Genomic DNA, 16319 nt, shown 5'->3' on the forward strand with positions numbered 1-16319 from the left:
GCTTTACATTATTTATTAATATAAATTTCACATAATAATATATTAATTTTGATTGCTAAAGTAATTAAATGACAAAATAATAAGCTTATATATTTAAAATAGAAGGGAGATAAATATGGAAATTTTGTTGAATCCGGTAATCATATCGGTAATTGTATTATCTGTTTTGTGTTTACTTAAGTTGCCGGTTTTATTAGCACTATTAGTATCAGCGTTAATTGCAGGTTTGGCAGCAGGTATAGGACTGACAGAATCTATCGGAATATTTGTTGGCGGCATGGGTGGAAACGCTAACACAGCTCTTAGCTATATTTTATTAGGTGCGTTGGCATATACAATAAATAAAACTGGAGCAGCGGATATATTGGCAAAAAAGATAGCCTCAGTAGTAAAAGGAAATAAGTTTACACTGGCTATTATAATAACTTTAACAGCTATGGCATCAGGGACCATTGTACCAATACATATTGCTTTTATACCAATATTAATTCCGCCACTACTATCTTTGATGAATAAGATGAAAATGGATAGAAGAATGCTTGCAATTTGCTTTGGATTTGGATTAAAAGCACCATACATAACAATACCTATAGCATATGGAGCGATTTTCCATGGAATTATTAAAGATTCAGTTAACTCAGCAGGACTTAACGTTGGGCTATCTGACATTTGGAAATCAACTTGGATGGCCGGTTTAGCTATGCTTGTTGGGTTGGTATTTGGACTAATCTATTTATCTAAAGATAGAAATTATGAAGATAAAGATGAAGATAAAAATAAAGAAACAAAAGAAGTTGTAATAGAGCTAAAGCATTGGCTTACACTGGCGGCAGGCATTGTAGCTTTAGTTGTCCAACTTATAACAGAGTCTTTACCTTTGGGAGCTTTAGCAGCTCTAACACTTTTAATTGCTACTAGAGTTATAAAATGGAATGATATACAAGAGATGTTAGACGGCGGTATTAAATTGATGGGATTCATTGCATTTGTAATGTTGATAGCATCAGGATATGCGACTGTAATTAGAGAAAGTGGAGCAGTAGATAGTTTGGTAGAAAGTGCATTTGCTTTATTAGGCGGCTCTAAGCTGGCAGGCTCTTTTACAATGATAGCATTAGGTTTGGTAATTACCATGGGAATAGGAACTTCTTTTGGTACAGTACCCGTTATAGCGGCTATATATGTTCCTCTAGCAGTAAAACTCGGTTTTTCTCCAGCCGCTATAATTTTTATGATAGCAGTTGCAGCAGCTTTAGGGGATGCAGGCTCTCCGGCATCTGATACAACACTTGGACCTACAGCAGGATTAAACGCAGATGGGCAACATGACCATATTTGGGATACATGTGTTCCTCAATTTATTTGCTATGATATTCCATTGTTAATTGTTGGTATAATTTGGCCGCTATTTATATAAGGATTAAAAAATGAAAAAATTACTTTTAAAAGACTGCAAAGAAATATTGACAATTAGGGAAGATGCCGATGATTTAATCGGCATCGTCTCTAACAAATCAATATTAATAGAAGAAGATAGAATAAAAAAAATAGATGACTATTCAAAAATTGACATAGACTCTGAAACTGAGGTTATAGATTGCAAAGATAAAATAATAATGCCGGGCTATGTAGACTGTCATACACATTTGATTTTTGGAAAGAGCAGAGTTGATGAATATGCAGCTTCTTTAACTATGTCAGCTGAAGAAGTTAAGAAAAAAGTTGGATTAGTTGGGTTAGCATCATCGATGTATTCTACAAAAAATGCAACAGATGAAGAATTATTGCAATCTTCATTAACAAAACTTAATAGAATGCTTAAAACAGGTACAACTACAGTTGAAATAAAGTCTGGATATGGCATAGATAAAGAAAATGAGCTAAGACAATTGAGGATTATAAAACAAATGGGAAAATATACTCCTCAAACTATACTGAGTACATATCTTGGGGCTCATTATTTTGATGTGGAAATGGGCAAAGAAAAGTATATTCAATACATGATAGATGAGGTTATGCCAATAATAAGAGATGAAGACTTAGCAAAGTTTTGTGACGTATGGTGTGATGATGGATACTATACTGCTGAGGATTCTAGAAAAATTTTATCTGCCGGTTTGAGCTTTGGTATGGTTCCTACTATGCATACTGAATGTTATTCTGCAATAGGTGGCGCAAGAGTCGGAGCTGAATTAAAAGCAGCTAATGTTGGACACTTAAATTATTTAGAAGATGAAGATATAGAATATTTAAGAGATAATGGAGTTGTTGGGGTGCTTATTCCGGGAACAGATTTTTCAGTAAAACATCATAAACCATTTAATCCAAGACCTATGATTGATAAAGGGCTTATTATTGCAATAGCAACAAACTTAAATCCGGGTAATTGGATTGAATCAATGCCTTTAGCTATGTCAATGGCTTGTAGAAATCATGGAATGACTCCGGAAGAGGCAATTAGAGCAGCGACACTTGGAGGTGCAAAAGCTCTTAAAATAGAAAGAGATTATGGATCTATAGAAGAAGGGAAGTTTGCAGATATTCAAATTCTTGAATCTGATAATTATAAAAACTGTATCTATAAAATAGGTGTAAATGAAGTTAATATTATTATAAAGAAAGGAAAAATTGTTTTTAAAGCTTAGGAGGTATTGAAAATGGATTATAGAGATATTATTGAATTAATTTTAGATGAAAATGACTTTACTGTTGGGGGAGGTTCTTCATCCGCTATAGCAGGTGCTTTTGGTTGTGGACTGATGGGAATGGTAATAAATTTATCCAAAGGAAAAGATTATGGATATTCTGATGAAAAGTATGATGAACTTTTAAAAGAACTAAAAGAATTAAAAGCTAAATTCTTGCAAGGTGCGGTCGATGATAATGAAGCATATATGTTAATTGTAAATGCTTATAAGCTACCTAAGTCAACAGAAGAAGAAAAAATTACAAGAAAAGCAGCGATACAAAATGCAGGAATAAGAGCAGCAGAAGTTCCTATGTCAAATGCAACATTAAATAAAAAACTTTTAGAAATAGGTGAAGGACTTCTTAAGAATTCAAATCCGGCTTGCGGAACGGATTTAAATGCGGGCATGGAATTTGCTAAGATGGGAATCAAAGCTGGAAAAGAAAATGTAGAAGTAAACTTACCATTGATAAAAGATGAAAAAATTGTTGGAAAATTCAAGAAAGATTTAGAAAATTTATAAAGCATTGATTGAATAATAAACTATATGTAAATTTTATTTTGGAGGAGGATTTATAATGGAAAAAATAATTAAAATTAATGGAAATGATTTAACGATAGAAGATGTAGTTCAAGTTGCAAGGTTTGGTGCAAAAGTAGAAATAGATGAAAAGCAAAAAACAGAAATACTTAAGTCAAGAACTTATGTTGAAAATGCATTGGCAAGCGGACAGGCGATTTATGGAATTAATACAGGGTTTGGGAAGTTTTCAACTGTTTCTATTTCAGAAGAAGAATTAGATTTACTACAAAAAAACTTGATTTATTCAGATGCATGTGGCGTTGGAGACCCTTTTGACACAGAAATAGTAAGAGCTATGATGGTTTTAAGAGCAAATTCAATATGCAAGGGGTTCTCAGGTGTATTGATGAGAACAGTTGAATGTCTGATAAATATGTTAAATAAAGGAGTGCATCCAATAGTGAGGGCTAAAGGCTCTGTAGGGTCTTCAGGGGATCTATGCCCATTAGCACATATGGTGTTGCCTATGATAGGTGAAGGAGAAGCGGAATACAAAGGAGAAGTTCTCAGTGGCGCAGAAGCTATGAAGAGAGCCGGATTAAAACCTATTACTTTAAAAGCTAAAGAGGGTTTGGCGCTTATCAATGGAACTCAAGCTATTATGGGAAATGCAGTTATGGCTACATATGACGCTGAAAAATTACTTAAGCAAGCAGATATTGTAAGTGCTTTAACAGTTGATGCACTAGGCGGAATAATAGACGCATTTGATGAAAGGATAAATTTAATTAGACCACACCAAGGTCAAATAGATACAGCTGAAAACATGAGAAGACTTTTATCAGAATCTAAAAATGTAACTAAACAAGGCGAAGTTAGAATGCAGGATTCTTATAGTTTAAGATGTATTCCTCAAATTCACGGAGCATCAAGGATAGCTTTTGAATATGTAAAAAAAGCTGTAGAAGTAGAAATTAATTCAGTAACAGATAATCCATTAATCTTCCCGGGAGAAGATGGAGCTTGCATATCAGGCGGGAATTTCCATGGACAACCAATAGCGATAGCGATGGATACTCTTGGAATATTGGTATCTGAAATAGCGAATGTATCTGAAAGAAGAATAGAAAAAACGGTGAATCCCGCACTTTCACATGGGTTACCGGCTTTCTTGGTTAAACATGGAGGAATAAATGATGGATTTATGATTCCTCAATATGTAGCCGCAGCTTTAGTTTCAGAAAACAAAGTGTTGGCACATCCGGCCTCAGTAGATTCAATTCCCACTTCAGCAAATCAAGAAGACCATGTAAGTATGGGTACTATTGGAGCAAGAAAGGCAAGACAAATAGTAGACCATGCTCAACACGTAATAAGCATAGAACTTATGTGTGCGGCACAGGCGGCAGATTTTGGGGAAGCTGATAAATTGGGAATTGGCTCAAAAGAAGCCTATAAAGTTTTAAGAGAAAATGTAACCTTTATGGAAAATGATAGGATATTCTATCCGGATATGGATAAATCGTTTGAAGTGATTAAATCAGGTGAATTATTAGATAGAGTTGAATCAGTTGTTGGAGAGTTAAAATAAAGGAGTAAATTATGAGCAAGGTATTGATGGCAGAAGTAAATATAAGTGAAGGTACAGATCTCAGTATTGTAGAAAAAGTTAAAGAAGCTTTTTTAACAGTTGATGGAATAGAAGTTATAGATATTGATTCTAATGCAGACCATAACAGAACAGTCTTCACATACAAGGGAGAACCTCAAAATGTACTAGAAGCTACAAAAAGATTGGCAGCAAAAGCTGTTGAATTAATAGATATGACTAAACATAAAGGTTCACATCCAAGAATAGGGGCTGTAGATGTAGTTCCTTTTATTCCTGTAAGAGAGATAACAACGGAAGAAGCAGTAGATATAGCTAAAGAATTTGGAAAATATTTAGGAAGTCTTGGAGTTCCCGTTTATTTCTATGAAGACGCACAGGAAAAAGAATATAGAAAAGCTCTTCCGAAGATTAGAAAAGGACAGTATGAAGCTTTAGAAGAGAGAATGAAAGATGAAGAATGGTATCCTGATGAAGGGCCTAAAGAATTCAATCCAAAATCCGGGGCAACTGTAACAGGGGCCAGATTTCCATTAGTTGCATTTAATATAAATTTAGATACTGAAAACCTTGATATAGGAAAAGAAATAGTTAAATCTGTCAGAGCAGCCGCTGGTGGTTATACTTATGTAAGAGCAATAGCACTAAGTCTTGAAGAAAAGAAACAAGTTCAAGTTTCTATGAATATGATTAACTATGAAAAGACACCAATACACAGAGTTTTTGAAACTATAAAATCTGAAGCTAATAGATATAGTGTAAATATTGTAGATACAGAGTTGGTAGGGCCTGTGCCTATATATGCAATAAGGGACATTCTTGATTTTTATCTAAGAATTTCTAAAGATTTTTCTATGGATCAAATTTATTCATAAAAAGTCAAAAAATTTTTCAATTATGGAATATCTTTTGACGTTTTATAGATAGGAAAATGTTAAACTCGCCTTGTAAAAAGTCTAGGAGGTATGACTAAATTATGAAAAGAGTAATGTGTATTCCTAACTATTCAGAAGGAAGAGACTTAGAAAAAGTAGATAAGATAGTAGAATGCTTTAGAGCAAAAGAAAATGTAAAGCTTGTAGATTACCAACCTGACAAGGATCACAACAGAACAGTTGTTGAAGTAATTGGTGAACCTGAAGCTATAATTAAGGCTGTTATAGAATCTGTAAAGGTAGCTCAAGAAGTTATAGATATGACTAAACATGAGGGAGCTCACCCAAGAATGGGGGCTGTTGACGTTGTTCCTTTCGTGCCTATTACAGAAGTTACAACAGAAGATTGTGTAGAATATGCAAAAGAAGTTGGTAAAGCAATAGGAGAACTAGGAATTCCTGTTTACCTATATGAAGATGCAGCTACAACTCCTGGAAGACAAAATCTTGCAAAAGTTCGTAAAGGACAATATGAAGGATTCTTTGAAAAGATTAAAGAAGAAGAATGGAAACCGGATTTCGGACCACAAGAAATGAACGCAAAGAGTGGTGCTACTGCAGTTGGAGCAAGATTCCACCTTGTAGCATTCAATGTAAACTTAAATACAGATAAAGTAGAAATTGCTGATGCAATTGCTAAAAAAGTAAGACACATTGGTGGTGGACTTAGATTTGCCAAGGCTATAGGACTTCCACTTGAAGAAAGAGGACAAGTTCAAGTATCTATGAACCTTGTAAACTTTGAAAAGACAAGAATTTACCAAGCGCTTGAAATGGTAAAATCTGAAGCTAAGAGATATGGTGTAACTGTATACGGAACAGAAATAATCGGCATGGTTCCGCTACAAGCTTTAATTGATTCAGCGGCATACTATATGCAAGTTGAAGAATTTAGCGCTGAACAAGTTATAGAAACATTATTAATTGAGGAGTAATAAATAGATGGCAGAATTTTTAACAGATATAGAGATAGCAAATTCCATTGAAATGGAACCGATAGTTGCAGTAGCTGAAAGAGCCGGTCTTAATTCAGATGATTTAGAACTTTATGGAAAATATAAAGCTAAAATATCTCTTGATGCTATTCATGAATTAGACAAAAAAGAAGATGGCAAATTAGTTCTTGTAACAGCAATCACTCCAACTCCGGCTGGAGAAGGAAAGTCAACTGTATCAATTGGTCTTTCTCAAGGACTTAACAAAATGGGTAAAAATTCAGTTGTAGCTCTTAGAGAACCATCTTTAGGACCTGTTTTTGGCGTTAAGGGTGGAGCTGCCGGTGGTGGATATTCTCAAGTAGTTCCTATGGAAGATATCAACCTTCACTTCACTGGAGACCTTCACGCAATGACAGCTGCTAACAACTTATTATCAGCTCTTATTGACAACCACATTCACCAAGGAAATGCTCTAAGAATTGACTCAAGAAATATTACTTGGAAGAGAGTTATCGACATGAACGATAGAGCTATTAGAAACATTGTCATTGGAATGGGTGGAAAAGCTTGTGGATTTACAAGAGAAGACCATTTCATGATAACTGTAGCTTCTGAAATCATGGCAGCTCTTTGTTTAGCAAGCGGTTTAACTGACCTTAAAGAAAGACTTGCTAGGATGATTGTAGCTTACAACCTTGATGGAGAACCTGTAACAGCAGGACAATTAGAAGCTCAAGGAGCTATGGCTATGCTTCTTAAGGATGCGATAAAGCCAAACATTGTTCAAACTCTTGAACATACTCCGGCACTTATCCACGGTGGACCATTTGCAAATATCGCTCATGGATGTAACTCATTAATCGCTACAAAATTAGGACTTAAACTTTCTGATTACCTTGTAACAGAAGCAGGTTTCGGTGCTGACCTTGGAGCAGAAAAATTCTTCGATATCAAATGTAGACTTGGTAACCTTAAACCTGATGCAGTAGTAATCGTAGCTACTATAAAAGCTCTTAAGATGCACGGTGGAGTGGATAAGAAAAATTTAAAAGAAGAAAATGTAGAAGCGTTGGAAACAGGATTTGCAAATCTTGGACGTCACATTGAAAATGTAAAGAAATTTGGTCTTCCGGTTGTTGTTGCAGTTAATAAATTTGCATTCGACACAGAAGCTGAAGTTAACAAATTAATCGAGAAATGTGCTGAATACGGAGTAGAAGTTTCACTTTCTGACGGATGGGCAAAAGGTGGAGAAGGAACACTAGACTTAGCTGAAAAAGTTGTTAGAGCTTGTGAACAAGAAAACAACTTCCACTATCTATATGATGTAGAAGCTTCAATTCCTGAAAAACTTAATACTATAGTTACTGAAATTTATAGAGGAGCTAAAGTTGTTCTTACAGCGGCAGCTAAAAAACAAGTTAAGAAACTAGAAGAACTTGGATTAGACAAAATGCCAATTTGCATGGCTAAAACTCAATTCTCATTCTCTGATGATAAGAACGCAGTAAATGCACCGGAAGGATTTGAAATTACAGTTCAAAACGTAAGAGTTTCTGCAGGTGCAGGATTTATCGTTTGTGAAACTGGTGATATCATGGTAATGCCGGGTCTTCCAAAAGTTCCAGCAGCTAACAAGATGGACGTTGATGAAAACGGAAAAATGGAAGGTCTATTCTAAGGAGGAAATATGTTAAAAGAGTTAACAGTAGCAGGATTTGTAGCAGAAACTTCTTCTGATTCTCCGGCACCGGGGGGTGGATCAGTTTCAGCTCTTGCAGCAGCTCAAGCAGCAGCGCTTTTGGGAATGGTTGCAAACCTAACAGTGAAGAGCAAAAAATATGAAGCGGTGCATGAAGAAATGCAAAAATATGCTGAAGAATTAAAAGAACTTGAATTAGATTTCGTAGAAGATATTGACAGAGATTCAAACTCATTTAATGGTGTTATGGCAGCATTTAAGTTACCAAAAGAAACTGATGAAGAAAAAGCTGTAAGAACAAAGACAATTCAAGAAGAATATAAAAAAGCAGCTAGTGTACCTCTACAAGTTGGTCTAAAAACTCTTAAGTTATTAGATTATGCAGGAGTTTTAATTGAAAAGGGAAACTCTAACGCTATAACTGATGTAGGAGTAGGTCTATTAAACTTAAAACTTGCAGTAAGAGGAGCTTTCTACAATGTAAAAATCAATCTTGGTTCAATTAAAGATGAAGCATTTGTAGCAGATACTAAAAAACAAATGGCAGAAGCACTTGAAAAAGTTGAAGCTGTAACGGCACCTCTACTTGAAAAAATAGAAGCTGCAATAGAATAATAAAAGCAAAAAGGGGGGACATCCCCTCTTTTTGTTTAAAGATTTTTAAAGGTGAAGTATGAAGTATTTACTTGTAGATATAGGCTCTACATATACTAAATTAACACTCGTAGATACAGAGAAAAGAAAAATAATAGCAAAATCTAAAGATATAACCACAATAAAAACTTCTGTGATGGATGGTTTTAAAAATGCTTTAAAAAAAATAGAAAGTGAAATCGGAAAGGTAGAGTATGACAAAGCCATAACTTGTTCATCTGCAGCGGGAGGTCTGAAAATGGTAGCAGTAGGGCTGGGGAAAAATCTTACAGCTGAGGCTGCTAAAAGATCAGCACTTGGAGCAGGAGCGAGAGTGCTTAAAACTTTTTCTTATGAGTTGGACTTATCTAAAGTTAGAGAAATAGAAGAGTTGAATCCGGATATTATATTGCTATCAGGGGGAACAAATAATGGAAATAAATTTAATATATTACACAATGCTAAAATGCTTTCTGAATTAAAGATAAAAGTTCCGATTGTAATTGCGGGAAATGAGCAAGTTTCAGATGAAGTAGCTGAAATTTTAAATGGATTTGAAACTTATGTTACAGAAAACGTAATGCCAACAGTAAATGAATTAAATGCAGACCCAACAAGAAAAATTATTAGGGATATTTTTATGAGAAGGATAATTTTTGCAAAAGGATTGTCTGAATATAGAGAGTGTGTAGGAGAAGTGCTTATGCCTACTCCGGATTCTGTATTGCAAGCGGCGAGGTTGCTTTCAGTTGGAACTGAAAATGAATCCGGGCTTGGAAATTTAATTTTAGTTGATATAGGCGGAGCGACAACTGATGTTCATTCTATAGGATATGGACTTCCTGAAAATAACGAGATTAGATTTGAAGGATTAAAAGAGCCATTTGACAAGAGAACTGTTGAAGGAGATCTTGGAATGAGATATTCTGCGGTTAGTTTGTATGAATCAGTTGGAGAAGCGGAACTCAGAGAATATCATTATGCAGATTATAAAACGGAATGTAAGAGAAGAAGCGAAGACATAATGATGGTTCCGAGTACAGAACAAGATAAAAAGATAGATGTTTCAATTGCAAAAGCTTGCGTAAATCACTCTTTAGATAGACACGTTGGAAATTTGAGAAAAGAGTATTCAAACGGAAGATATATCTATTATCAAAGCGGAAAAGATTTATCGAGTTTTAACACAATAATAGGAACAGGAGGCGTTTTAGTCCATTCTGAAAATCCTGAATTTATTTTAGAGACGAAGAATGCGCCACTGTATCCAAAAGAACCTATAAAGTATCTGGATAAGGAGTATATACTCTCAGCAATGGGACTTTTGGCAACAGAGGATAGAGAAGCAGCACTGGAAATAATGAAGAATACAATAGAAAAATTATAAATAAAAACAAACCCATCTTAGACCAAGAAAGATGGGTTTAAAATGTAATTTATGTATTAATCACTAATCTTTAGTATATTTAAAATATAAAACAACAGCTACCAAAAATGATAACTCAAAGCATACAGAGTAAATAGAATAAGCAGGCTCTATAAGATTGTTTATAACTACGGCCATAAATATTTTATCTATTATAACAGGATAAAATATTAAAAGTAATAGTAGTAATTTTTTCTTATTATTCATATTAACCTCAAAGTACTAAAGTATCGTTTTTAATAGTATACTATATTTTTTAATAAAGTAGTAATATGAAAAAGTTATATAAAATAAAAAGGGAGCTCAATAGAACCCCCTAAATCTTTTATAAGTTGCTTATTTCAAAATTATCTCTGAATTTATCTAAATTTGCAATTGCATTTTCTTTATAGAAATCTTCTTTTTCGGTAAATAAACCGACAAATTCATCATTTATTATATCGTGGTCAAGAGACTTAAATATTTTATAGCCTGCAAAATAAACAGTGCCAAGCGCTCTAGGGTCTTCCATTTTAGAGGCAAATTCAAATGCTGTTCTTAAATGTTCGGATGCACTTTTATAGTTTTTATCTTCAACTTCACAAAGCGCCATATAAGCATCCAAGACAGGACGTTTCCAGAATGAGTCGAACTGTCCATAAAGAGAATATGCTTTGTTAAATTCTTCTTTTGCAAGTTCGAGTTCATTATTTGCAAAATGTGATTTTCCTTTATTTATATAGAAAACAGAGAGAGAGGAAAGAGCATTTTTATTTTTTGAAAGCTCAATGGCTTTTTCAAATTTACCAATAGCTTCTTTGAACTCTAAATCTTGGAATCTAATTTCGCCAATGTAGTTGTAAGCTGCAGCTATATTGATTGCATATCTATTTGCGACTTCATCCGTTACTGTAAAGGTGTTGATTGACTCTGTAAAAAGTTTTTCTGCAAGGAATGTGTTGCCAATCATCATATTATAAAGACCTTTTAATCTGAGCAGTATTCCGATCTCTTTATGGTAGTTGCAGATTACCGCTAAATCTAGCGCTGCTTCAATATATTCAAGCATATCTTTAGAGTTGTTAGTTTGGATATTATAGAAAATCATTTGTTTATATCCATCTAAGATATAGTCTTTATTGTCGATTTCTTTAGCTTTAGATATTACATATTTTATATCTTCAATTCCCTCTTGATAAGAACCATCTCGTATCAAGTATCTGCCCTTCATGTAATAAAATTCAACTTCAAGTTGTTTTACGTCTTCTTCATTTTCATTTTTCTTAATATCTGAAAAATTATCTTCTAGTTTATCAAACATCTCTTGAATTTTATCCCTTGAAATATAAATTTTTGCATCTTCATCCAGTTCAGATACATTTAATATAGGAAATAGCTCGTGAGAAAAATTTAGATAGTAGTTCAAGGTTTCTAATTTATATTTGATGCTCTTTAAATTTTCTCCTGCACTTGAATAGTGGTAAACAAGTTTTGAATAAGTATATAGACTTTTATTATTTTTTAAGTCAGCTTCTAGAAGTTGTCCAATTCTCTTGTGTAAAACTTTTTTCTTTGAATTGGCTTGTGTCATGTATATATACTCTCTGAGTTTTGAATGAGTGAACATAATTCTGGTATCATTTTTATGCTCTCTTTCAGTTAATATATTTGCATTTTCTAAATTTTCTAAAAGACCTATAATGTCAAACTCACCTTGTCCACTTATTTCGGTTACTTGAGAGAGAGGGGCTTCATCGTAGAAATAGCTTACTATATCGAGCAAATCTCTTTCCGGTTTTGAAAGATAGGCAAATCTTGACTTCATTGCATCTATCATTTCTTGTGTCATAAGATTAGAAGAATTCGATGATTTTAAGAGATTAATATATTCAGATAAAAAAAGAGAATTGCCTTCTGTTTCGGAATATATTCTATCAATCAGTTCATCTTTGATTGGAGTCTCAGGAAGAGCTTTTGATACAAACTCTGCAGTGTCGTCTCTTGAAAATCTATCCAATTCAATTTTTTCAAGTAAGTTATATTTAATTAATGTGCTGACCATATCTTCAAAATCTCTATTAAATTGTTTTCTTGATGTCATAAAAAACATAGCTTCTTTATTTAGCCTCAATATGACAGAAGTAAGTAATTTAATAGATGTTTGATCCATCCATTGAATATCTTCAAAGATCAGTATTAAATTTTGCTTGTCTGAAATTTTTTTTATAGCTTCAACTATAACTTGGGTAAGTAAATCAAAATTCAAAGGTTGTATGTTTTCTAATAAAATTATGTCTTTGGCAGAGTCTTCAAAAGCTGGAAATAATTTTTTTATAGTTATATCCCAGAAAGTAGGAAGTGGAATTTTAAGTTCTTTTAAAAGTTTTCCTATTTTATTTATCATTACGCCTATAGGTCTAAGGGCATAATTTTCTTCTGCTTGATAACAAAAAGCTTCTAATATAGTAGTGTTGGAATCAATTTGTTCAAAGGCCTTTCTCTTGAGGGCGCTTTTACCAATTCCGGCTTCGCCATACAAAACTATTGATTTTAAATTATCGGTTTTGAAAAATTTCAAATTTTCCTGAATCGCAGCCAGTTCATCAAACCTACCAAAGAAATATTCATCATGAGACTTAGGACGCTTGTTATTTAAATTTATACGCTTTATTGATTCTTCATAAATTTTTTTTGTCTCTAAATCAGGGCTTACACCAAGTTCATCTTGTAATAACTTGGTCAAGTTATAATAAGTTTCTATAACTTTTCCGTTTCTTCCGGTTTTTTGATAAAATTTCATAAGTAGACGGAAATTTCTTTCGTCATATTCATCAATTTGAGTTAGTTTATTAATTTCTTTTTCGACATTTTCATAATTTTCTTCAGCAATGTCTTTTTCTAATTTATCATAAGAAGTTGAAATAAATTTTTCTTCAAAGTAGTTACGCATTTTAGTAACCCAGTATTCATAAGATTCAGCTTCTTTTATAAAAAAACCTTGTAGGAATTCACCCTTGTAAAGGTTTAAATGTTCTATTGGATTTTGATTAAAGAGGTCTGCATCACATTGAATATCTAAATTTTTATCTATCTCCAAAACAGATTTTTTAGGAGAAATTATAAAGTCTATTCCAACACACTTTTTTGCTTGATAAATAGCATTTCTAAGATTCTTTTTAGCTGTTTTTTCGTTTTCATCAGGCCAAAGTAAATTGGCAATTTCATCTCTAGTTATAAATTTATTTAACACAAGATAATATATCAAAGCATTTATCTTGCTATAAGGAAATAAAATTTGTTTTCCATTTAAATAAAATTGGGGGACACCAAATAATTGTAAATAAATTTTATCCATTATTTCACCTCTTAACACAATTTTATGATATGAAAACATTTAAGTCAAATATTATTGTGAATCATAAAAATTTTTAGACGTTTTGAATTTAGACGTTTTAAAATTGTAAGTTTGAACTTAAAATATTAAATAAAACTTAAAACTAAATTTTAGATAGAATAGACGAAAACATTTTATTTAATAACAATTATCAGTAAATTTTTAAGTTTAATTCTTATAGTAAAAGCTTGATGAATTTGTAAACAGATAATTATTTATAAATTTGATTTTATTATTTTAAGATTAAATTTTCTTTAAAGAAAATAAATAAATTGTTAGAATCTATAAGAAAAAACAATACAATAATGTAAAATAAAAAGAATTTTATTTTTTAATGGATTGAAAAATTAAAAGAAATTTATTATAGAACTATAAAATATCTTTTTGAGTCAAATAAATTTAAATAAATATTAAAAATTTAAAAATATTTTTTAATAATATTTACAGTAAAAACAAAGAAAAACAATAGTGAAAATGTTTTTAAAGACGATAATTAGACGTTTTTTGCAAAAAAAGCTTGCTTTTCGTAGATTAAAGCAAGGTCTATTGTAACGTTATAACGAAGTAAAATAAAATTTTATATAATAAATCGTATTAAATTTAATAATAGTTGACATCTAATTGATGGAAATTGATTATAATTAGATCATAAAAACCGAGTAAATATAAAAAGGAGGAAATTATATGATATTATTTAATCCGGTTGTTATATCAGTTTTAGTAATGTGTATACTTTGTTTGTTAAAATTTAACGTACTTTTAGCAATTATAGTATCTGCAATGGTAGCAGGATTCTCTGCGGGAATGCCACTAGTTGAAGGTGACAATTCTATAATGAACTTGTTAATTGGTGGTATGGGTGGTAACTCAGCAACAGCTCTTAGTTACATATTGCTTGGAGCATTTGCAGTTGGACTTGCAAGAAGTGGTTTAGGAAAAATCTTATCACAAAAGATTGCAAAGGTTTTATCAGGTAAGAAGATGTTTTTAATTTTTGCTTTGGCATTTATTTCATGTTTTTCACAAAACTTAGTACCTGTACACATTGCCTTTATACCTATACTAATTCCACCACTACTAACTCTATTCAATAAACTTAAAATTGATAGACGTGCAATAGCGTGTGCTCTTACATTTGGTCTTAAAGCACCTTACATCTCATTACCACTTGGATTTGGTTTACTTTTCCACCAAATATTGGTAGATAATATAACTCAAGCCGGTTTACCTATATCTGTTTCAGATACTAAGAGAGTAATGTGGATAGGCGGTCTTTCAATGTTAGTTGGTCTTATATTCTGTGTTGTTTTCTTATACAGAAAAGAACGTGAATATCAAGATCTTCCGATAGTAGGTGCTGAAGAGGATACAGGAGAATCTAAAATGTCTCGTGAAGCTTGGGGAGCTCTTGCGGGTTGTGTTGTTACAGCTTTAATATCAGCAAAGACTGAATCACTTCCACTTGGAGCACTAGGCGGACTTATAGTAATGCTTCTAACAGGATGTATTAAAATTAAGAACTTAGACGACGTAATGAACGGTGGTATTGGCATGATGGGCTTCATAGCTTTCGTAATGTTAGTAGCATCAGGTTATGCAAATGTACTAAGAACAAGTGGAGCAGTTGAAGAACTTGTTGATGCAGCAGCAGTATATATGTCAGGTTCAAAAGCAGTAGCAGCTTTCATAATGTTACTTGTTGGTTTGTTAATCACAATGGGTATAGGTACATCATTCGGAACTATTCCAATTGTAACAGCAATATATGTTCCATTGGGACTTCAAATAGGACTTTCAACACCATCTATTATTCTTTTAATAGGTATAGCAGCAGCTCTTGGTGATGCAGGTTCTCCAGCGTCTGACTCAACTTTAGGACCTACATCAGGACTTAATGCAGACGGACAACACAATCACATTTGGGACACTTGTGTTCCTACATTCATAGCTTATGACATCTTCCTAATCGTAGGCGGCGTTATAGCTACAATGATATTTGGATAATTAATAGTTAGCAATTAAGATGTAGTTTTGAACTAAACTGCATCTTAATCAATTTATAAATGATTTTATCGATTTATTCGAGTAAAGAAAATAGGAGGGAAAAATGGAAAAAGTAATTTTAAATGGAAAAGACTTAACTCTTGAAGAAGTAGTTGCAGTTGCCAGAGAAGGCGTAAAAGTTGAAATAGCACTAGAGCAAGAAGAAGCTGTAAAAGCATCTCGTGCAATCGTTGATGGTATAGTAGAAGAAGAAAGAGTTGTTTACGGAGTTACAACTGGTTTCGGTTCTCTTTGTAAAGTAAGTATCTCTAAAGAAGATTCATCTCAACTTCAAGAAAACTTAATCAGAACTCACTCAAGTGGATTTGGTGAACCATTAAAAGAAGATGAAGTTAGAGCTATCATGCTTATTAGAATTAACTCACTTGTTAAAGGTGTATCCGGTATAAGACTTGAAACAGTTCACACAATTCTTGACATGTTAAAC

13 protein-coding genes are annotated in these 16319 nt (G+C 32.8%); 11 read left to right on the forward strand and 2 right to left on the reverse strand.

Annotated features, from left to right (window positions below):
• The first annotated feature begins 115 nt into the window (after positions 1–115).
• The 9 genes from SOR77_RS09010 to glmL all read left to right on the forward strand — a co-directional run bounded on the left by SOR77_RS09010 (position 116) and on the right by glmL (position 10416).
• Positions 116–1417 (forward strand): SLC13 family permease, encoded by a 1302-nt coding sequence (locus tag SOR77_RS09010; protein ID WP_320636771.1) that lies wholly within the window; start codon positions 116–118, stop codon positions 1415–1417.
• Between the two features lie 10 nt (positions 1418–1427).
• Positions 1428–2645, forward strand: a complete 1218-nt coding sequence (hutI, locus tag SOR77_RS09015; protein ID WP_320636772.1) for an imidazolonepropionase — start codon at positions 1428–1430, stop codon at positions 2643–2645.
• Between the two features lie 12 nt (positions 2646–2657).
• The gene (locus SOR77_RS09020) at positions 2658–3212 is read left to right on the forward strand and encodes a cyclodeaminase/cyclohydrolase family protein (RefSeq protein ID WP_320636773.1); all 555 of its coding nucleotides are present in this window, start codon (positions 2658–2660) and stop codon (positions 3210–3212) included.
• A gap of 55 nt (positions 3213–3267) precedes the next feature.
• Entirely contained in the window at positions 3268–4803 is a 1536-nt protein-coding gene (gene hutH, locus SOR77_RS09025; protein WP_320636774.1) for a histidine ammonia-lyase, read from the forward strand.
• Positions 4804–4814: 11 nt separating this feature from the next.
• Complete coding sequence (gene ftcD / locus SOR77_RS09030) at positions 4815–5696, forward strand: glutamate formimidoyltransferase (RefSeq protein WP_320636775.1); 882 nt, start codon at positions 4815–4817, stop codon at positions 5694–5696.
• A 101-nt stretch (positions 5697–5797) separates the two neighbouring features.
• Positions 5798–6691, forward strand: coding sequence for a glutamate formimidoyltransferase (ftcD, locus tag SOR77_RS09035; protein ID WP_320636776.1), 894 nt, complete (start codon positions 5798–5800; stop codon positions 6689–6691).
• Positions 6692–6698: 7 nt separating this feature from the next.
• Positions 6699–8375, forward strand: a complete 1677-nt coding sequence (locus tag SOR77_RS09040; RefSeq protein ID WP_320636777.1) for a formate--tetrahydrofolate ligase — start codon at positions 6699–6701, stop codon at positions 8373–8375.
• A 9-nt stretch (positions 8376–8384) separates the two neighbouring features.
• Positions 8385–9011, forward strand: a complete 627-nt coding sequence (locus SOR77_RS09045; protein ID WP_320636778.1) for a cyclodeaminase/cyclohydrolase family protein — start codon at positions 8385–8387, stop codon at positions 9009–9011.
• Positions 9012–9069: 58 nt separating this feature from the next.
• The gene (gene glmL / locus SOR77_RS09050; protein WP_320636779.1) at positions 9070–10416 is read left to right on the forward strand and encodes a methylaspartate mutase accessory protein GlmL; all 1347 of its coding nucleotides are present in this window, start codon (positions 9070–9072) and stop codon (positions 10414–10416) included.
• Positions 10417–10479: 63 nt separating this feature from the next.
• On the opposite strand, the gene SOR77_RS09055 is transcribed toward glmL, so the two are convergent.
• Positions 10480–10662: a hypothetical protein gene (locus SOR77_RS09055; protein WP_320636780.1), complete on the reverse strand. Its 183-nt coding sequence runs from the start codon at positions 10660–10662 to the stop codon at positions 10480–10482.
• A 118-nt stretch (positions 10663–10780) separates the two neighbouring features.
• The gene (locus SOR77_RS09060) at positions 10781–13789 is read right to left on the reverse strand and encodes a BTAD domain-containing putative transcriptional regulator (protein WP_320636781.1); all 3009 of its coding nucleotides are present in this window, start codon (positions 13787–13789) and stop codon (positions 10781–10783) included.
• A gap of 723 nt (positions 13790–14512) precedes the next feature.
• Here SOR77_RS09060 and SOR77_RS09065 point away from each other — a divergent pair.
• Positions 14513–15832 (forward strand): Na+/H+ antiporter family protein, encoded by a 1320-nt coding sequence (locus SOR77_RS09065; protein WP_320636782.1) that lies wholly within the window; start codon positions 14513–14515, stop codon positions 15830–15832.
• A gap of 103 nt (positions 15833–15935) precedes the next feature.
• Positions 15936–16319, forward strand: a 384-nt coding sequence (locus tag SOR77_RS09070) for an aromatic amino acid lyase (protein ID WP_320636783.1), incomplete at its 3' end; no start/stop codon positions are given.

Origin of the sequence: Peptoniphilus sp. (assembly GCF_034090345.1) — a bacterium.
Taxonomy (GTDB): domain Bacteria; phylum Bacillota; class Clostridia; order Tissierellales; family Peptoniphilaceae; genus Peptoniphilus.